This window comes from Pseudomonas pisciculturae (genome assembly GCF_015461805.1).
In the GTDB taxonomy this organism is placed as follows: domain Bacteria; phylum Pseudomonadota; class Gammaproteobacteria; order Pseudomonadales; family Pseudomonadaceae; genus Aquipseudomonas; species Aquipseudomonas pisciculturae.
Genome location: NZ_JACVZE010000014.1, coordinates 50842 through 69250 on the forward strand (window position 1 = coordinate 50842; position 18409 = coordinate 69250).

Consider the following 18409-nt stretch of genomic DNA (forward strand, 5'->3'; position numbering starts at 1 on the left):
ATCATCAGGAGAAAGTGCATGTCAGCGTTTCAAGGTATCTGGGTTCCCGTGGTCACACCGTTCAATGACGGTGCCATCGACTTTATCGGCCTGCATCGACTGGTCAGCCACCTGCTGGAAAAGCACGTGGCCGGGATCATGGTGTGCACCACCACCGGGGAGGCAGCGTCGCTGAGTCGCCAGGAACAACTGGCGGTACTGGATGCCGTGTTGCAGTGGGTGCCGGCCCATCGCGTGGTGATGGGGTTGGCGGGCAACAACCAGATTGAGCTGTTGCAGTTCCAGGCTCAAATTCTGAAACGCCCGGTGGCGGGCTTATTGGTGCCCGCGCCGAGTTATATCCGCCCTTCCCAGGCGGGTCTTGAAGCGTTCTTTCGCACGGTGGCCGATGCATCCAGTGTGCCGATTATTTTGTATGACATTCCCTACCGCACGGGCGCGACGTTCGATCAGGCGACGTTGCTGAGTATCGTCGCCCATCAGCGCATCAACGCAGTCAAGGATTGTGGCGGCAACCTGGGCAATACATTGGCGTTAGTGGCCAGTGGTGAAGTGGATGTGTTGTGTGGGGAGGATATTCAGATCTTCAATGCCCTGTGCCTGGGCGCCATTGGGGCGATTGCGGCATCGGCCCATGTGCACACCGAGCAGTTCGTGGCGCTGTACCAACAGGTGCGCGATAACCAGCTGGCTGAGGCCCGAGCGACGTTTTTTGGCTTGTTACCGTTGATCAACACGATGTTTGTAGAGCCCAACCCGGCCCCGGTTAAAGCCGCCCTGGCGATGCAAGGCTTGATCAACAGCGATTTGCGTGCCCCCATGCAATCGGCGAGTGCGGCAGTGCTGGGCCGGTTGCGCAGTGTGCTGGGGTCTCTATCGCCAGTACCGCCGCCTTCGCAGCCTCGCTAAAGCTCGACAGCTCCCACAGTGGACCGGGCACATCCGGTCAACTGTGGCTTGCTTGCGATAGCCGTGGGCCAGGCACTCCACCCGTGCCCATGCGCCAAAAAAAGACATTCAACGGCCCCTTCAGTTGCGACCTTCCCGATACGGGCCTATGTTGCAAACCATGCTTTGCTGTTCGCTGTCCCCCCTCTTTCAAAGGTGACGACATGCCCACACTGCCCAGTCCCGCCGTGCTAGAACTGATCGGCAACACCCCGCTGGTTCGCGTCAGCCGCTTCGATACCGGCCTCTGCACGCTGTTTCTAAAGCTTGAATCCCAAAACCCCGGCGGCTCCATCAAGGACCGCATTGGCCTGGCCATGATCGACGCCGCCGAACGCGATGGCCGCCTGCGACCGGGCGGCACCATTATCGAAGCCACTGCCGGCAATACCGGCCTGGGCCTGGCGCTGGTCGGCCGGGCCAAAGGGTACCGTGTGGTGTTGGTAGTGCCCGACAAAATGTCTACGGAAAAAGTGCTGCACCTCAAGGCCATGGGCGCCGAAGTGCATATCACCCGCTCCGATGTGGGCAAGGGGCACCCCGAGTATTACCAGGACGTCGCAGCACGGCTTGCCAAAGACATTCCCGATTCATTCTTCGCCGACCAATTCAATAACCCGGCCAACCCCCTGGCCCACGAAACCAGCACCGCGCCGGAGATCTGGGCGCAAACCCAACACGATCTGGACGCCATCGTGGTAGGCGTCGGCTCGGCCGGCACGCTCACTGGTCTCACCCGTTTCTTTAAGCGCGTGCAACCTGAGCTCGCCATGGTATTGGCCGACCCCGTAGGCTCGGTGATGGCCGAATACAGCCGCAGCGGTCGTCTTGAAACCCCCGGTTCATGGGCGGTGGAAGGCATCGGCGAGGACTTCGTGCCGTCCATTGCCGACCTCTCCAGCGTGCGTCACGCCTATTCCATCAGCGATGAAGAAAGCTTCGACCACGCCCGCCAATTGCTGCGCGCCGAGGGCATCCTGGGTGGCTCGTCCACCGGCACCCTGCTCGCCGCTGCCCTGCGCTACTGCCGCGAGCAAACCGAGCCCAAGCGCGTGGTCACCTTTGTGTGCGACACCGGTACGCGCTACCTCTCAAAGGTCTACAACGACCAATGGATGAAAGACGCAGGCCTGCTGCACTACACACACTACGGCGACCTGCGTGACCTGATCGCCCGCCGCTTCGAAGACGGCCGCGTGATCAGCGTCAGCCCCGACGACACCTTGCTCACTGCCTTTCAACGCATGCGCCTGGCGGATGTCTCCCAATTGCCTGTGCTGGTGAACGGTCGCGACCTGGTCGGCGTGATTGACGAATCCGACATCCTGCTGGGTCTGCACCACGACGCGGCCGACTTCAACATGATCGTCGCCAGCGCCATGACCGACACCCTGCAAACCCTTGACCCCAGCGCCAGCCTCGCCGAACTGCAGGCCGAGCTTGATCGCGGCCTGGTCGCCATCATTGCCGACGCCTCAGGTTTCCATGGCCTGATCACCCGCGTCGATCTGCTCAACCACCTGCGGAGATCCCTTGCATGAGCCAGCCCGATAAAGCCGCGTTTGCCACCCGCGTGATCCATGCCGGGCAAGCACCCGACCCGACCACAGGAGCGCTGATGCCGCCGATCTACGCCAACTCCACCTACCTGCAAGACAGCCCCGGCGTGCACAAGGGCTTTGACTATGGCCGCTCCCATAACCCGACGCGCTTTGCGTTGGAACGTTGCGTGGCCGACCTCGAAGGCGGCAGCCAGGCATTTGCGTTTGCCTCCGGGCTGGCGGCGATCTCGACGGTGCTGGAATTGTTGGACGCCGGCGCGCATATCGTCTCGGGCAACGACCTGTACGGCGGCACCTTCCGCCTGTTCGACAAAGTGCGCCAACGCAGCGCCGGGCACCGTTTCAGTTTTGTGGATTTAAGCGACCTTGCAGCGTTTGAAGCCAGCTTGCAGGACGACACGCGTATGGTCTGGGTCGAAACCCCGAGTAATCCCCTGTTGAGCCTCACCGACCTCAGCGCCATCGCCCAACTCTGCAGGGCTCGCGCAATTATCTGCGTGGCTGACAACACCTTTGCCAGCCCTTGGATTCAGCGCCCGCTTGAGTTGGGTTTTGATGTGGTGGTGCACTCCACCACCAAATACCTCAATGGCCACTCGGATGTAATCGGCGGCATCGCCATCGTCGGCGATAACCCGGCGTTGGCTGAACGCCTGGGCTTTCTGCAAAATTCCGTCGGTGCCATTGCAGGGCCGTTCGATGCGTTTCTCACCCTGCGCGGCGTGAAAACCTTGGCCCTGCGCATGGAGCGTCATTGCAGTAACGCCCTGGCCCTGGCCACCTGGCTGGAACAACAGCCGCAAGTGGCGCGGGTCTACTACCCAGGCCTTGCGTCGCACCCACAACACGAGCTGGCCCAACGGCAAATGCGTGGGTTTGGTGGGATGATTTCGATTGACCTCAACACCGACCTGGCCGGCGCCACGCGTTTCCTGGAAAACGTCAGGATTTTTGCCCTGGCCGAAAGCCTGGGCGGCGTGGAAAGCCTGATCGAACACCCCGCGATCATGACCCACGCCAGCATCCCGGCCGCCACGCGGGCGCAGTTGGGGATTGGCGATGGGTTGGTGCGGCTGTCGGTAGGCGTCGAGGATGTGGAGGATTTACGCGCGGACCTGGCCCGTGCCCTCGCAAAAATCTAAAGGCACAGAACGCAAATCCCCCAAACAATGGCAATCCAATGAGGGAGGGGGCTTGCTCCCGATGGCAGTGTGTCAGTCACCTAATCCAGTGACTGGTCCACCGCATCGGGGGCAAGCCCCCTCCCACAGGGATTGCTGGTGTACTCAGTATTCAGGCTCGACGCAGAGCCAAATGTGGGAGGGAGCTTGCTCCCGATGGCGGTGTGTCAGTCACCTAATCCAGTGACTGGTCCACCGCCATCGGGAGCAAGCCCCCTCCCACATTTTGACCTCAACCGGTCAGGTAGATATCACCTGGCTGAGGTGAGATTCGCCCGAGCCGAGTGCAGCTTCTTGTAGCTCTCAATCAACCGCTGATGCCGCTCCAGCCCTTCGAGCTTCATGCTGGTCGGCGTCAAGCCATAGAAGCGCACATCACCGCTCACCGAACCGACCACCGCGTCCATCCGATCATTGCCAAACATGCGACGGAAGTTCGCCTCGTAATCAGCCAGCTCCAGGTCGTCGTCCAGTTCCATCTCCAGCACCGCGTTCATCGCCTGGTAAAACAGGCCGCGTTCGGCGGTGTTGTCGTTGTACTGCAGGAACATCTCCACGCACTCCTTGGCCTCTTCATATTGCTGCAAGGCCAGGAAAATCAGCAGCTTCAATTCCAGGATGGTGAGTTGCCCCCACGCGGTATTGTCATCAAACTCGATGCCGATCAGGGTGGTGATGTCGGTGTAGTCGTCCAGCTCGCTTTCGATCAAGCGCTCGACCAGGGCCTGTAGCTCTTCTTCGTTGAGGCTGTGCAGGTTGAGGATGTCAGCCCGGAAAAACAGCGCCTTATTGGTGTTGTCCCAGATCAGGTCGTCCACCGGGTAGATTTCCGAGTAGTCCGGCACCAGGATGCGGCACGCGGTTGCGCCGAGGTGTTCGTACACCGCCATATACGACTCTTTGCCCATGCCTTCCAGAATGCCGAACAGGGTCGCAGCTTCCTGGGCATTGGAGTCTTCACCCTCACCCGAGAAGTCCCACTCGACAAATTCATAGTCAGACTGCGCACTGAAAAAGCGCCACGACACCACGCCGCTCGAATCAATAAAGTGCTCGACGAAGTTGTTCGGCTCGGTCACCGCCTGCCCTTCAAAGGTCGGCTGCGGCAAGTCGTTCAAACCCTCGAAGCTGCGGCCTTGCAGCAATTCAGTCAGGCTGCGCTCCAGAGCCACTTCCAGGCTTGGGTGGGCGCCGAACGAGGCGAATACGCCACCGGTGCGTGGGTTCATCAGGGTCACGCACATTACCGGGAATTCACCGCCCAGCGACGCGTCTTTGACCAGCACTGGGAAGCCCTGGGCTTCCAGGCCTTCAATACCGGCCACAATGCTTGGGTACTTGGCCAGTACCTCGGCCGGTACGTCCGGCAAGGCAAATTCACCTTCGATGATTTCGCGCTTCACCGCCCGCTCAAAAATCTCCGACAAGCACTGCACCTGGGCTTCGGCCAGCGTATTGCCGGCGCTCATGCCGTTGCTCAGGTAGAGGTTTTCGATCAGGTTGGACGGGAAGTACACCACCTCGCCATCGGACTGACGCACAAACGGCAGCGAGACAATGCCGCGTTCTTCATTACCGGAGTTGGTATCGAACAGGTGCGAACCACGCAGCTCGCCCTCGCGGTTGTAGACTTTGAGGCAGTAGGCGTCGAGGATCTCGCTCGGCAGCTCATCATTGGCGCCCGGCTGGAACCAGCGCTCGTCCGGGTAATGAACGAACGGCGCGTTGGCCAGTTCCTCACCCCAAAACTGATCGTTATAGAAAAAGTTGCAGTTGAGCCGCTCGATAAACTCGCCCAACGCCGACGCCAGGGCGCCTTCCTTGGTCGCGCCCTTGCCGTTGGTAAAGCACATCGGCGAATGGGCATCGCGGATATGCAGCGACCACACGTTGGGCACGATATTGCGCCACGAGGCGATCTCGATTTTCATCCCCAGCCCGGCGAGGATGCCGGACATGTTGGCGATGGTCTGCTCCAGAGGCAGATCCTTGCCGGCGATGTAGGTGCCGCCCTCGGAGGTCGAATTAGGCATCAACAGTGCCTGGGCGTCCGCATCCAGATTTTCAACTTCTTCGATAACGAACTCAGGGCCGGCCTGTACCACTTTCTTGACCGTGCAACGGTCGATGGAACGCAAAATACCCTGGCGGTCTTTATCGGAAATATCCGCTGGCAACTCCACCTGAATCTTGAAGATCTGGTTGTAGCGGTTTTCCGGGTCGACAATGTTGTTCTGGGACAGACGAATATTGTCGGTGGGGATATTGCGCGTCTGGCAATACAACTTCACGAAGTACGCCGCACACAACGCCGACGAAGCCAGGAAGTAATCGAACGGCCCCGGTGCCGAACCGTCGCCCTTGTAGCGAATCGGCTGGTCGGCAATCACCGTGAAGTCGTCGAACTTGGCTTCAAGTCGAAGGTTGTCGAGAAAGTTGACCTTGATTTCCATGCGGGCACACCAGAATAACGGCTAAACAAAAATGGCCGCCATTATGGGGGTTTTCAGCGGGAAGTTTCAGGCTTTTGACCAATGGCTGGCGAAATATCAAATGTGCATTAATCTTTTCGAAGTTGAGGCCGATTGGCTAAGTGCAACCAGGGAGTAGTCGGAATGCGCAACAACCAGCCAGTGACACAGCGCGAGATTTCCCTCGCGTCTCAACAGAAACTTATCTCGGCCACCGATGTTCGGGGTGTAATCACCTACTGCAACGACGCCTTTGTCGAAATCAGCGGTTTTAACCGCGCAGATCTGATCGGCGCGCCGCAAAATATCGTGCGTCACCCCGACGTTCCTCCAGCTGTATTCGCGCACATGTGGAGCGCACTCAAGCAAGGCCTGCCCTGGATGGGCATCGTCAAGAACCGCTCAAAAAATGGCGACCACTATTGGGTCAACGCCTACGTCACGCCGATTTTCGACGGCAGCAAAGTAGTGGGCTTCGAGTCGGTGCGGGTCAAGCCCACTGCCGATGAAATCCGCCGCGCCCAGGCGCTCTATCAACGCATCAGCAGTGGCAAGCCCGGCGTGCCGCGCCAGGATGCATGGCTGCCGACCCTGTTGAGTTGCGTGCCGTATGCCGCGACCGCTATCGCCGGCAGCCTCGCCGGGCTGTACCTCAGTGCTCCAGTCGCCCTCGCGGTCGCCGTAGCGGTGGCCATTCCAGTGGGCGTGCTGTGCTCGCGCTGGCGCCAAAGCAGTACCTTGCGCCTGTTGGAAGGTGTCGAGCCATCGACGTCAGACGCATTGATCGCCCAGATGTACAGCGACGCAAGCGGCCCCCAGGCACGTTTGGAAACCGCGTTCCTCAGCCAGACCGCACGCCTGAAAACCTGCCTGACCCGCTTGCAGGACAGCGCCGAACAACTCAGCGCCCTCGCAGGGCAGTCCGACCAGTTGGCCACCGCCAGCGCCAAAGGCCTGGACCGCCAGCGTGTAGAGACCGAGCAAGTCTCGGCCGCCGTCAACCAAATGGCCGCCACCACTCAGGAAGTCGCCAGCCACGTACAACGCACCGCCGACGCCACCCAACAAGCCAATGCCCTGACCGGGCGCGGCCGCGATGTGGCGCGCGACACCCGTGAGGCCATCGAGCGACTGTCTGCCGTGGTGGGTGAAACCGGCGTCACCGTGGCGCAATTGGCCCGTGACAGCGACGAGATCGGCAGCGTGGTCGACGTGATCAAAGGCATCGCCGACCAGACCAACCTGCTGGCCCTCAACGCCGCCATCGAAGCCGCCCGTGCCGGCGAGCAAGGCCGCGGCTTTGCCGTGGTAGCCGACGAGGTGCGCCAACTGGCCCAGCGCACCTCCCAGTCCACCACCCAGATTCACGCCCTTATCACCAAGCTGCAAGCCTCCTCCAACAATGCCGTGCACAGCATGGAGCACGGCCAACGCCAAGCTCAGGAAGGCGTGGCGTGGGTGCTGGAAGCCGACCAGGCCCTGGTGGGTATCAGCGAAGCGGTGTCCCACATCACCGACATGACCACCCAGATCGCCGCCGCTACCGAGGAACAAAGCGCGGTCGCCGAGGAGATCAGCCGCAACATCACCACCATTGCCGAGCTGGCGGACCAGACTTCGGTGCAGGCCCATCAATCCACGGACTTGAGCAAAGAGCTGACCAACACCGCAGCCACGCAATATGCGTTGGTTGAACGGTTCAACCGCTGATCAGCGGCCACTTCGCGCCCGTCATTGAGTGTGACGGGCGCGCTATTTTTTCGACGAATCCAACAGCATGATCTAACCTTGCCAGGCGCCTCGACGGCTCACGCCGCTGCCGCTGAATTCATGGATGTAGAGAAGGACACGCCGCTCCGCAAACGGGTCACCGTCACCAGTCGTAGCACAGGCCGTTGTGTGCAAGGCGCAACCTGCATTAATCCCGCGACAGTCCCCCTGTATTCCCCTTCCGCTTTATGGCTTTGGCTCGGGCGAGTGTGCGTCACGACTCTCTCTTTTCAAGGAATACACCTATGAGCGATACATCAGCGCCTGCCTCTGACGACCAACCCTTTGTGCCCGACGGCAAGCCCCTCACCTCCCGCAGCGGTAGCCAGGCGTTCCCGGAGGGCGAATGGTTCAACCTCCAACTGGACTATGTAAACGACAAGGGCCAAAGCGTCACCAGTTATGCCTACTTCGTTGGCACCAACGCCACATGGAGCTTCTGGGACTACATCAGCGCCACCGCATCCAACGGCCCCAAAGCCAAGTTCAAAAAAGACGCCAACGATGGCAACTTCGCGGTGCTCAAGCTTCAGGACGACAACTACCTGTCGTGCCGGGCAAACCCGAGGCGGTGGGTCTACCGCTCCTCGGCCTATCCGCTGGGTTGGCAGATTGTCGATGGGAAGTTGTACACCAACTATCACGACGGCCCGGTAGGCAGCGTCCATCAGTGGGTGGCCGTACCGGATGCGTTCTATTTGAAGGTGGACGGCGGTGACACGTTGACCAACTGCAAATGGGTCAAGGCCGATAACTGATCGCTGGGTGATCAGCGGGGCCGCCGGTTTTCAAGGTGGCCCTTCTTATTGGCAGCGACCGTTACAGCGTGGCCCCATCAAGGCTGTTTGCGATACATCCCCGTGAAATACTCCAGATTATCCGGCGCCGAGTTGTGCTCGATCACCGCAAAGTGCTTCACCAGTTGGATGTGATACGGCCCGTTGCCCTTGGGTGCCAGCGGCTCGCGCACGATGATCAGGTTTTCGGTTTCCATGGGTACGGTGTGCTTCGCGGTCACGAGTTGTTTGCCGGTCTTGGTGTCTTTGAGCGTCACGGTGAACTCGGCCACTTCCCTGCCCTCGTGATCCCGTTCGGGAAGAATCCTCACGTCAAGGTCGCCATCACGGCCGAGGAAGTCATCGCGCATCTGGTAATGGCCATCGCGCTGGTCGCGGGGGACTTCATCGTACTTGTCGTACTCCGGCTCACGCTCGGCCGCGTGCAGCACAATCGGCAACTCAGGGTTATCGCCTTTGGCGCCACTGACCCAGGTGCCGGTGTAGGCGTAGGGCTCCGTGGTTTCGCGGGTGATGCGCCAGATGCCGGTCCGGTGACCATCGTCGGCGTATTCGTGCAGGTAGACGAAGGGTTTGTCGTCGTAGTCGCTGCGGTCGCCCACCAGCTTGATCGGCTTGCCGCTGCCACTTTTGGTGTAGCGCAACTCGCCAATCAGTACCGCGCCCTGCTGCTGGTACCAGAGCTCAACCGGGAGCTTGCTGTCGAGGGTGCCGGCGAGCATCTGCGGGTCTTCGTTGACCGGGCCTTCCAGGCGTGGCGTCTCCTGCCATTGGCCGTTTTTCCACTCTCCGGTGGTGCGCAGCATGTAGCCGCTGGGCATGCTGGAGTTTTCGCCGAACTCGGTCGGTGGCACCTCTTCCTGTGTATACGAGCCCAGTCGTACCAACTGGCCATCGCGCATTTGCCATTGCGACGAACGCGTCCAGCAACAGCCACGGTCGGTTTGCGAATGGATCACACCGTCCTTGGGGCTGACCGAAAACATCGCGCCGCTGGTTTCATTGGCCAGCTCGGTCAGCGCGGCGTTGAGCACCCATTGCGGTTTCTGCGGGTCTTGCAGGTACACATCGTAGTTGGATTGAAAGCCGGCATCAGGACCATCGCCATTGCGGATCGCCAGGTCCATGCGGCCATCACGATCGATATCGGCGAAGTACAGCACGCCGCTCTCGCCCACCAGGCGCCAGTCCAGCGTCTTGCCATTGTGATCCAAAGGCACTGGGGCGGCCGGGGTCTGCAATTGCTGAAGGATGTCGAGGGTGGTTTTATCGCGCACGGTGATCAGCGCACGGGCTTGTTGGCCCAGGTCTTGCGGCGCGTCCGGGAACAGCACTTCGACCAGGAACTGGCCGCTGGGGTCATTGACCGAGAAAGAGCGGGGTTCGGCGCTAACCTGGGTGGCCAGGGAAAGAGACAGGAGCACACCGCGGACGAGCGAACGCATTCAAAGCATCCTTGCTGAAATTGGGGGCGGCAGTTTACACAGTCTTTCGAACAAAACACTGTCTCGCCGAATACCGGGCTGATATGTTGCGCGCCTTGTCTCGCTGCCCCCTCAAGGACTCCCGCGCATCATGGAAGACGCCGCCGTAACCACGCCCGCTCGCAGCTACCCCGCTCGCAACTACATTATTCGTCACTGGCGCGGTGAGCTTTCGCTGGCCCGATCCTTCTGGGTCAACGAAGTGCTGCTCAGCCTGGTCTTCCTGCTTGCCATGGCGCCCCTGTATTTCTTGCTGCTACGTCACCCGCCTAGCCCTCGGGGCTTGCTGATCATGGCCGTGCTCTTCTTGAGCTTCACGTTGGCCGTCGCTACCTGGCAATGCGTGGGGGTTTGGCGGTCGGCGTCGCGGCACAAGCAGCGTGGCGGTAAACATGTTTGGGTGCACCTTGTGCGTGTGCTGGTGATTGTCGGGTTCATCGACGTGGGCTACTCCATGCTGGAGCTCGCCCCGGCACTCAAGTCAGCCATGCTACTGGCGATCAACCCCACGACACTGGCGCCATTTCAGATCACTGTGCTCAGTGAAACCGAACTTGAATTCAACGGTGGCTTTGCGCCCGGCAGCCTCGCTGCGCTCGAACAGGCACTGACCGACAACCCCACGGTCGACACCCTGCACCTCAATAGCGGCGGCGGCCTGTTTGGCGAAGCACGGGCAATCGGCATGCTCATCGAAGAAAAAGGCCTCATCACCTACACCAACGCTGATTGCCTGAGTGCCTGCACCCTGGCGTTCATGGCCGGTAAGGAACGCCTGCTGGGCGAGAGTGGCCGGTTGGGCTTTCATGCGGCGGCGCTGTTTGGCTCGACGCATAAATCCTCGGACCTGCTTAACCAATACCGCGATGCGTTGCAGCGTCACGGTGCGTCCAAGGCGTTTGTCGACAAGGTGCTGGATACGGGTAGCGACGACATGTGGTACCCGGACACCCCCGAACTCAAGCGCAACCACGTCATCACCGACACCGTGGAGGCGCAGTACTTTACCGACGCACGCCTGGCGCGTCTCAAGGACCCAGGGCGCCTTGATACTTACCTGCGCAGTCACATGCACTTGAACATGCTTGCCGACCTTGCACCCGCCCAGTACGAGCGTGAAAAAGCCCAGGCACGGCAAGCCTTGAACGACCCGTTGACCTTTGCGCAGTTTAGAACGAGGGTGCAAACACGTGACGTCGAGTTGATACAGGACGCGTTGCGCAAAGCGCCAAGCCCTTCCGTGCTGGAGTTCTGGCGAGCCGAGAGCGCACTGGTACAGGCGTTTCATGACAGCAGCGCGCAGGATTGTGCTGCGTATCTGGCAGCGATCTACCCCAAGGGTTACCAGCTCAAGCAACCGCTGCCACCCGCGGTCATTACCCGAGTGAAAGACGCCCGTAGGCAGGTTATCCAAACTGCAAGCCAGGAGTTCCAGGAGCGCGCGCCCTCATCCCAGGGCAAAGCGGATCTGGAAGCGGTGCTCAGTGGCGCACCACCCGACACTTACGCGATCTACGCCTCCCCAAGCAAGCACAACGCCGACCCTGAGAAACTCTGCAAAACCTATCAGGACCTTTACCAACGGTTGCTCGCGTTGCCCGATGAAACGCGGGCGGCGGGTGCATTGCGTGAACTGCCGGGTTACAAACCATGAAGCCTCTGCCAGCAGTGCCGCCGCCTTCGCAGCCTCGCTAAAGCTCGACAGCTCCCACAGGTGACCGCATTCAGCCTTTGGAATGCAGTCACCTGTGGGAGCAAGCCCGCTTCCCACATAGAATGTCGGTGCGCATGAAAACCCTGCTATGTTTCAGCCCTCTCCAGCCAAGGGATATGCCATGGGCGCGCTAGCCATAAACGCTGCACTGCTGATCATCGACATGCAGCAAGGTATGAACCAGCCCACGTTGGGGCCGCGCAACAACCCTGACGCCGAGGTGCACATACAGCGCCTGCTGAACGCATGGCGCCAGGCCGAGCGGCCCATCGTGCACATCCGACACATCTCCCGCACCCCCGGCTCGGTATTCTGGCCCGGGCAACCCGGTTGTGAATTCCAGCCTGCCTTAGCCCCACTGCCCCATGAACATGTGGTGGAGAAAAACGTCCCGGATGCCTTCACGGCCACGGGGCTGGAGCGCTGGCTGCATGCGCGCTCGATCAGGCAACTGGTGGTCGCCGGGGTGATCACCAACAATTCCGTCGAGGCTACCGCACGCTCCGGCGGCAACCTCGGTTTTGACGTGAGCGTGGTTGCGGATGCCTGCTATACGTTTGACCAAACCGATTTGTCGGGTCGGCTGTGGCCGGCGCAAGACGTGCATGCACTGTCGCTAAGTAACCTTGCGATGGACTATGCCAGGGTTGTGCAGGCCAATGACGTTTTGGCTCAACTCACAGCCGGTTGATCCTTGCTTAACAAGTGCGCGATCTTTCGACGCAACGCCCCATGCACGTCTTCGGCGTACGGCACGGCGTTTTTCCAGTCATAAAACCAGGCGGGCATTCGGCGTTTGTCGTCGGGCTCAGAGGCGTAGCGCGGGAAGATATGGCAATGCAGCTCCGGCTCTGAGTTGCCAAGAATCTCGTAATTCATACGCAGCGCATCGGTGGCTTGCAGCACCGCGTCGCCCATTCGGGCCATATCCAGCAGATACATGGCACGGGCTTCAGGGGCCAGGTCGTTAAGGCTGGCGACCACCGGGTCAGGCAGCAGCAGGCAGTAACCGGGCAAAAATTGCACATCCCCCATCACGGCCCAGCCTGAGGGCATGCGGCAGATAACCTTGTCATTGGCGCCATTGCGGGCCAGTGCTACGCGTTCCGTGATTAACGCCATGGGGTCTCCTTGATGGGCGTAAAGTGCAGACGGGATAATAAGCCGTACTCGATCAAAAGTGTGTGAGCGGGCAAGCCCTAATGCCAGTCAGTTAAGAGGTTGAATAGATAAAAAGTGACCTGTGGCGAGGGAGCAAGCTCCCTCGCCACAGGTACAGTGTTCACTCTTAGCTGGCTGGCATTAGGGCTTGCCTATCCTTTTTTCAATTTTGGACATCGCCCATGCGCATTGCCTGCCTTCATACCGCCGCCAGCAACATCGCCGTCTTTGACGTGGCAGCCACCGCACTCGGCATCAGCCCAGGCGTACTGCACCACGACGTGCGCGCTGATCTTCTGGAGGCAGCGGAACACGCCGGCCAGTTGACCGCTGACATCGCCGAGGCAACCGCATCGGCACTGCTTGCCCTCGCCGAACACGCCGACGTTGTTGTGCTCACCTGCTCGACCTTAGGCCCAGTGGTTGAAACTATCCGGGCCCCTCAGGCCCCGATACTGCGCACCGATGAAGCCCTGGCCGCCACCGCGCTCAAGGCCGGTGGCGACATCGTGGTGCTGTGCGCAGTGCAAACGACCATTGAACCCACCTCACGGCTGTTCCACAGCGCCGATGTGCGATTGGTTCCAGGTGCCTGGAACCTGTTCAAGACGGGTGACCTTGACGGCTACCTGGCGACCATCGCCAGTGCCGCCGACCAGGCCTACGCCGAGGGCGCTTCGGTGGTTGTATTGGCCCAAGCCTCGATGAGCGGCGCCGCCCGGCGCGTCACCGCCGGCCCGCCGCCGCTTACCAGCGCAACAGCCGGGTTGGCGGCAGCGCTGGCGGCTATTGCCGTCAGCGCGATTGAGCCACCATCGCCCGCCACGCCTGCACGCTAGGTCGCTCGTTTACCCCGGCCAGCCATGCACGCAGCGCTTCGCACTCTTCAGGCACCGGCAGGTCGACCAGGTCGGCAAAAATCAACCCGCCCAACACCGCGATGTCGGCCATTGAAAACCTATCGCCGGCGACAAAAGGCCGCGTTTGCAGGACTCCATCGAAATAACGCATGCCCCTGACGGCCTTCTCCTTCATGCGCATGCCCCACTCGGCATTCTGATAAAGCTCCACCTCTGGCCCAAGCCCGGGTGTGGCGTGATGGAAATACACGCTCACCGCATCCATCAATTCAATTTCTGCACGCTTGGTCATCATATGGATCAGCCCTTGCTCGGTCGGCGTGTTGCCCGTGAGCATCGGGTTGCCGTCCAAGGTGTCCAGGTATTGGGTGATGGCTGTGCATTCAGCGATCAAGGTGCCGTCTTGTAGTTCCAGTACCGGCAACGTGCCGGAGTAATTGAGGGCCAAAAAACCAGGCTGTTTGTGCTCACCCGTCCATAGGTTGACGGACACGAACTCGATACTGGGTAACAAGCCTTTCTCGGCCAGCGCAATGCGCACACGTGCGGGATAAGGGCCGTTGTACCAGTCGTAGATTTTCAGGGAATGTTGAGATTGGAACGTCATGGAATATCCGCCTACCTGTCAAATGGTAGGCAAAGATTGCGAGCTTTGCGGCGCACTGTCAATCAATACCTACCAGTTGGCAGGTAAAAGCCGATAAGCGTAGAATCCGCCCCATCCCCCACCTACCGAGAAGCCAGCACGTGAGCGAAAACGCACGGGAAGCCATCCTGCAAGCCGCCAAGGTCGCGGCGCAACATTACGGTTACAGCGGCATCAACTTTCGCAGCATTGGCGAAACCGTGGGCATCAAGAACGCAAGTATCTACTACCACTTCCCGAGCAAAGCCGAGCTCGGCGCAGCGGTAGCCAGGCGTTATTGGCAAGATGCGGCCACTGTTCTCGAAGCAATCAGCAGCGACACGCCGGACCCGCTCACTTGCCTGCAGCGTTACCCAAGCGTCTTTCGACAATCACTGATAGACGACAACCGCCTTTGCCTCGCCAGCTTCATGGCTGCCGAGTACCAGGACCTGCCCGAAGAGGTGAAGCAAGAGATACTGACCTTCGCCGACCTCAACGTGGCCTGGCTCACAACCCGTCTCACTGAGTTGGGCACCGTCAAAGACTGCGAACGCCGCGCCCGCGCCATCTACACCGCGATTGCCGGCGCGCAGTTGATTGCCCGCACGCGCGCCGACATCAGCTTGTACGACGAACTGGTTCAGAGTTACCGGGACGCGGGCCTTATTCCCACCTCAGCCGATGTCTAACTCCACCACCCCACCCTGAAGCCGCACCGGCCATACCTTGAGCCGCTGGTGCGGCGCCTCCAAACATTGCCCGTCGTGCAGACGGTAATGCTGTTTGTAGATCGGCGCCGCCACCACCAGGTCGCCCTTGATACTGCCGATCAAACCGCGACCAATCACATTGGCGCCAGATTCCGGGTCGTGGTTGTCGATGGCATACAGCGCCTGCTCCTGCGCCCCCGGCAGGTAGAACAGCGCCACTTGCGCGCCGTCCAGCCACACCACCACGCCGGAATTGATGACCAGGTCTCGCTCATTGCACACGGTTTTCCAAGTGGGCTGGCTCATCAGGCAATCTCCTCGGCGACAGCAATCAGGTTGAGTTCGGTGCCCATGACCGGCCGACGCTGGCCGCGCTCCTGCACAAAATGGATGTCTGGATCAGGGCGTTTGTCATTCACAAAGGTACGGAAGCGCTTGAGCTTTTCCGGGTCTTTGAGGGCATTGGCCCATTCACATTCGTAACGGTCTACCACTAACTGCATCTGCGCTTCCAACTCGGCACCCAGGCCCAGGCTGTCGTGCAGGATCACGTCCTTGAGAAAGTCCAACCCACCCTCAAGGCTTTCGCGCCATACCGAGGTGCGTTGCAATTTGTCGGCGGTGCGGATGTAGAACATCAGGAAGCGGTCGATGTACTGGATCAGCGTGGCGTCATCCAGGTCGGTGGCAAACAGTTCGGCGTGGCGTGGGCGCATGCCGCCGTTGCCGGCGATGTAGAGGTTCCAGCCCTTCTCGGTGGCGATGACGCCCACGTCCTTGCTCTGCGCTTCGGCGCATTCGCGGGTGCAGCCAGACACAGCGAATTTGAGCTTGTGCGGCGAGCGCAGGCCCTTGTAGCGGTCTTCTATCAGCAGCGCCATTTTCACGCTGTCTTGCACACCGTAGCGGCACCAGGTGCTACCCACGCAGGACTTCACCGTGCGCGTGGATTTACCGTACGCATGCCCGGTTTCAAACCCGGCCGCGATCAGTTCGCCCCAGATTTCAGGCAACTCATGCAATTGCGCGCCAAACAGGTCGATACGCTGGCCGCCGGTGATCTTGGTGTACAGGTCATATTTCTTCGCCACTTCACCGATCACGATGAGTTTGTCGGCCGTGATCTCACCGCCTGGGATGCGCGGCACCACCGAGTAGGTGCCGTTCTTCTGCATGTTGGCCATGAAGGTATCGTTGGTGTCCTGTAACGGCACCAGGGACGCGTCCATGATCGGCTGGTTCCAGCACGACGCCAGGATCGAGCCCACCGCCGGCTTGCACACATCGCAGCCGGTGTGGCCCCGGCCATGCTTGGCCAGCAGTTCATCAAACGTTGTCATGCCTTCCACGCGCACCAGCGCATAGAGCTCCTGGCGGGTATAGGCGAAGTGTTCGCACAGGCTTTTGTCCACGCTGACGCCACGGGCGATCAGCTCATGTTCAAACACCTGCTTAAGCAAACCGGCACAACCACCGCAACCGGTGCAAGCCTTGGTCTGGGTCTTGAGCAAACCGAGATCGCTGCAACCGCCGTCGATGGCCGAGCAGATCGCGCCTTTGGTGACGTTGTGGCACGAGCATACAGTGGCGGATTCTGGCAAAGCGCCAGGGCCCAGCGTGGGCGCACCCGAGGACGAAGGCAGGATCAGACCAGCAGGCTGCGAGGGCAATGCGATGCTGTTCTGCATGTATTGCAGCAAGGTGTCGTAATAGCTGTTATCACCCACCAGCACTGCGCCGATCACGTGCTTGCCGGATGCGTCCACCACCAACCGGCGGTAGCTGGCACTGGCTTCGTCGATAAATTGATAGCTGCGTGCGCCGGGCGTATGGGCGTGGGCATCGCCGATGGAACCTACATCCACACCCAGCAGTTTGAGCTTGGTAGACATATCGGCGCCAACAAACGGCTCGGCGGTCTGCTCACATAACAACGCGGCCACACCTCGGGCCATCTGGTAACCCGGCGCGACCAGGCCGAACAGGCTGCCATTCCAGGAGGCGCACTCGCCAATCGCATAGATGTTCGGGTCGCAGCTTTTGCATTCGTCGTTGATCACCACGCCACCACGCGGGCCGATCTCCAGGCCGGCCTGACGGGCCAGGGCATCCTGTGCGCGGATACCGGCGGAGAACACGATCAGGTCGGTTTCGAGAAACTCGTCGTTGGCAAAGTTCATGCGGTAGCGATACTGCTCGCCTGCGCTGATGGATTGGGTGGCGCGGGACAAATGCACACCCACCCCCAGCCGCTCGATCTGCGCTTTAAGCGCCAAGCCGCCGAAATCATCCAACTGCACCGGCATCAAGCGCGGTGCGAACTCCACCACATGGGCTTCAAGACCAAGGCTTTTCAACGCATTGGCGGCTTCCAGCCCCAACAGGCCACCACCCACCACCACACCACGCCGCGCATTGGCAGCGGCGGCACGAATGGCATCCAGATCTTCGAGGGTGCGATACACCAGCCGCGAATCGCCTTCGGCGCCTTCAATCGGCGGCACGAACGGGTAAGACCCGGTGGCTAGCACGAGCTTGTCATAGGCCACGCAACCGTCAGCGGTGATCACTTCACAGCGGAAACGGTCGATTTCCAGCACCGGCACACCCAGGTGCAGGGTCACGCCGGGCGTCTGGTACAGCGACGCGTCAGACAGCGCCAGCGACTCGGCATCGCGGCCGGTGAAGTACTCCGACAAGTGCACCCGGTCATAGGCGCGCATCGGCTCCTCGCTGAACACGTGCAGCCGGTAGTGCTCCAACGCACCGCGCTCGATCAACTGTGCCACGCAGTGGTGGCCGACCATGCCATTGCCGACGACGATCAGGGTTTTGAGGCTGTTCATAGTTAGCTCCCGACGAAGCTCATCACGGTTTTAAAAAAAGCAAAAAAAAACGCCTGAAACCTTGCGGTTCCAGGCGTCTTTGCCTGTTCTTATGCGGTCTTGCCGCTTATGCCCTAGACCGGTTTTGGCCTGTCGATCGTCGTTGACCGAGGTGGGATGCAAAGGACACTTGCAGGCGGCGTGCCAACGGCTGCAGGTGCCCGTAGCGGTGGATCAGAGCCTTACCAAACCTGCTTGGACACCCCGAGCTACGCCTCCCACTGGTGCGCCGCGCCTC

15 protein-coding genes and 1 pseudogene are annotated in these 18409 nt (G+C 60.4%); 10 read left to right on the forward strand and 6 right to left on the reverse strand.

Going from position 1 to position 18409, the window contains the following annotated elements:
• Positions 1-18 precede the first annotated feature (18 nt).
• The 3 genes from dapA (at position 19) to ICY20_RS27415 (ending at position 3652) form a co-directional block, all read left to right on the forward strand.
• Positions 19-909 (forward strand): 4-hydroxy-tetrahydrodipicolinate synthase, encoded by an 891-nt coding sequence (gene dapA, locus ICY20_RS27405; RefSeq protein ID WP_194939148.1) that lies wholly within the window; start codon positions 19-21, stop codon positions 907-909.
• A gap of 203 nt (positions 910-1112) precedes the next feature.
• Positions 1113-2489 carry a pyridoxal-phosphate dependent enzyme gene (locus tag ICY20_RS27410; protein ID WP_159961102.1) on the forward strand — a complete coding sequence of 459 codons (1377 nt, stop codon included), beginning with the start codon at positions 1113-1115 and terminating at the stop codon, positions 2487-2489.
• Positions 2486-3652 carry a cystathionine gamma-synthase gene (locus ICY20_RS27415; protein ID WP_194939149.1) on the forward strand — a complete coding sequence of 389 codons (1167 nt, stop codon included), beginning with the start codon at positions 2486-2488 and terminating at the stop codon, positions 3650-3652. Before ICY20_RS27410 ends, ICY20_RS27415 begins: the two co-directional genes overlap by 4 nt.
• Before the next feature lie 290 nt (positions 3653-3942).
• Here the strand turns inward: ICY20_RS27415 and ICY20_RS27420 are convergent, their stop codons facing one another.
• A complete protein-coding gene (locus ICY20_RS27420) occupies positions 3943-6144 on the reverse strand; it encodes an OsmC domain/YcaO domain-containing protein (protein ID WP_159961100.1) in 2202 nt (733 codons plus the stop codon).
• A gap of 162 nt (positions 6145-6306) precedes the next feature.
• Here ICY20_RS27420 and ICY20_RS28570 point away from each other — a divergent pair.
• From ICY20_RS28570 to ICY20_RS27430, 3 genes and pseudogenes are all read left to right on the forward strand, one after another.
• A pseudogene (locus tag ICY20_RS28570) lies at positions 6307-6579 on the forward strand (PAS domain-containing protein); the annotation flags it as partial.
• A 270-nt stretch (positions 6580-6849) separates the two neighbouring features.
• On the forward strand, positions 6850-7872 hold the full coding sequence (locus tag ICY20_RS27425; RefSeq protein ID WP_456107234.1) for a methyl-accepting chemotaxis protein: 1023 nt from the start codon (positions 6850-6852) through the stop codon (positions 7870-7872).
• A gap of 305 nt (positions 7873-8177) precedes the next feature.
• Positions 8178-8690 carry a hypothetical protein gene (locus ICY20_RS27430; RefSeq protein WP_194939151.1) on the forward strand — a complete coding sequence of 171 codons (513 nt, stop codon included), beginning with the start codon at positions 8178-8180 and terminating at the stop codon, positions 8688-8690.
• Between the two features lie 77 nt (positions 8691-8767).
• On the opposite strand, the gene ICY20_RS27435 is transcribed toward ICY20_RS27430, so the two are convergent.
• Positions 8768-10174: an XAC2610-related protein gene (locus ICY20_RS27435; RefSeq protein WP_194939152.1), complete on the reverse strand. Its 1407-nt coding sequence runs from the start codon at positions 10172-10174 to the stop codon at positions 8768-8770.
• Between the two features lie 130 nt (positions 10175-10304).
• On the opposite strand from ICY20_RS27435, the gene ICY20_RS27440 reads away from it, so the two are divergent.
• Positions 10305-11867: a hypothetical protein gene (locus ICY20_RS27440; protein ID WP_194939153.1), complete on the forward strand. Its 1563-nt coding sequence runs from the start codon at positions 10305-10307 to the stop codon at positions 11865-11867.
• A gap of 181 nt (positions 11868-12048) precedes the next feature.
• A complete protein-coding gene (locus tag ICY20_RS27445; protein WP_194939154.1) occupies positions 12049-12618 on the forward strand; it encodes a cysteine hydrolase family protein in 570 nt (189 codons plus the stop codon).
• Here ICY20_RS27445 and ICY20_RS27450 read toward each other — a convergent pair.
• Entirely contained in the window at positions 12600-13049 is a 450-nt protein-coding gene (locus ICY20_RS27450; protein WP_194939155.1) for an HIT family protein, read from the reverse strand. The two genes, ICY20_RS27445 and ICY20_RS27450, sit on opposite strands and share 19 nt — an antisense overlap.
• Positions 13050-13270: 221 nt before the next feature.
• Between ICY20_RS27450 and ICY20_RS27455 the strand changes: the two genes are divergently transcribed.
• On the forward strand, positions 13271-13927 hold the full coding sequence (locus tag ICY20_RS27455) for an aspartate/glutamate racemase family protein (protein ID WP_194939156.1): 657 nt from the start codon (positions 13271-13273) through the stop codon (positions 13925-13927).
• On the opposite strand, the gene ICY20_RS27460 is transcribed toward ICY20_RS27455, so the two are convergent.
• Positions 13884-14555 carry a glutathione S-transferase gene (locus tag ICY20_RS27460; RefSeq protein WP_194939157.1) on the reverse strand — a complete coding sequence of 224 codons (672 nt, stop codon included), beginning with the start codon at positions 14553-14555 and terminating at the stop codon, positions 13884-13886. The two genes, ICY20_RS27455 and ICY20_RS27460, sit on opposite strands and share 44 nt — an antisense overlap.
• Positions 14556-14695: 140 nt before the next feature.
• Here ICY20_RS27460 and ICY20_RS27465 point away from each other — a divergent pair, with 140 nt between their 5' ends.
• Positions 14696-15265: a TetR/AcrR family transcriptional regulator gene (locus tag ICY20_RS27465; protein WP_194939158.1), complete on the forward strand. Its 570-nt coding sequence runs from the start codon at positions 14696-14698 to the stop codon at positions 15263-15265.
• On the opposite strand, the gene nirD is transcribed toward ICY20_RS27465, so the two are convergent.
• Both nirD and nirB read right to left on the reverse strand, forming a co-directional pair.
• Positions 15251-15592, reverse strand: coding sequence for a nitrite reductase small subunit NirD (gene nirD / locus ICY20_RS27470; RefSeq protein WP_159961085.1), 342 nt, complete (start codon positions 15590-15592; stop codon positions 15251-15253). The genes ICY20_RS27465 and nirD overlap by 15 nt on opposite strands.
• Positions 15592-18132 (reverse strand): nitrite reductase large subunit NirB, encoded by a 2541-nt coding sequence (gene nirB, locus ICY20_RS27475; RefSeq protein ID WP_194939159.1) that lies wholly within the window; start codon positions 18130-18132, stop codon positions 15592-15594. The genes nirD and nirB overlap by 1 nt, the downstream gene beginning before the upstream one ends.
• Between the last annotated feature and the right edge of the window lie 277 nt (positions 18133-18409).

What these genes read in the sequence shown, in the direction of transcription:
- dapA (WP_194939148.1), top strand. Translation starts at nt 19, where the DNA reads ATGTCAGCGTTTCAAGGTATCTGGGTTCCCGTGGTCACACCGTTCAAT.
- ICY20_RS27410 (WP_159961102.1), top strand. Translation starts at nt 1,113, where the DNA reads ATGCCCACACTGCCCAGTCCCGCCGTGCTAGAACTGATCGGCAACACC.
- ICY20_RS27415 (WP_194939149.1), top strand. Translation starts at nt 2,486, where the DNA reads ATGAGCCAGCCCGATAAAGCCGCGTTTGCCACCCGCGTGATCCATGCC.
- ICY20_RS27420 (WP_159961100.1), bottom strand. Translation starts at nt 6,144, where the DNA reads ATGGAAATCAAGGTCAACTTTCTCGACAACCTTCGACTTGAAGCCAAG.
- ICY20_RS27430 (WP_194939151.1), top strand. Translation starts at nt 8,178, where the DNA reads ATGAGCGATACATCAGCGCCTGCCTCTGACGACCAACCCTTTGTGCCC.
- ICY20_RS27435 (WP_194939152.1), bottom strand. Translation starts at nt 10,174, where the DNA reads ATGCGTTCGCTCGTCCGCGGTGTGCTCCTGTCTCTTTCCCTGGCCACC.
- ICY20_RS27440 (WP_194939153.1), top strand. Translation starts at nt 10,305, where the DNA reads ATGGAAGACGCCGCCGTAACCACGCCCGCTCGCAGCTACCCCGCTCGC.
- ICY20_RS27445 (WP_194939154.1), top strand. Translation starts at nt 12,049, where the DNA reads ATGGGCGCGCTAGCCATAAACGCTGCACTGCTGATCATCGACATGCAG.
- ICY20_RS27450 (WP_194939155.1), bottom strand. Translation starts at nt 13,049, where the DNA reads ATGGCGTTAATCACGGAACGCGTAGCACTGGCCCGCAATGGCGCCAAT.
- ICY20_RS27455 (WP_194939156.1), top strand. Translation starts at nt 13,271, where the DNA reads ATGCGCATTGCCTGCCTTCATACCGCCGCCAGCAACATCGCCGTCTTT.
- ICY20_RS27460 (WP_194939157.1), bottom strand. Translation starts at nt 14,555, where the DNA reads ATGACGTTCCAATCTCAACATTCCCTGAAAATCTACGACTGGTACAAC.
- nirD (WP_159961085.1), bottom strand. Translation starts at nt 15,592, where the DNA reads ATGAGCCAGCCCACTTGGAAAACCGTGTGCAATGAGCGAGACCTGGTC.
- nirB (WP_194939159.1), bottom strand. Translation starts at nt 18,132, where the DNA reads ATGAACAGCCTCAAAACCCTGATCGTCGTCGGCAATGGCATGGTCGGC.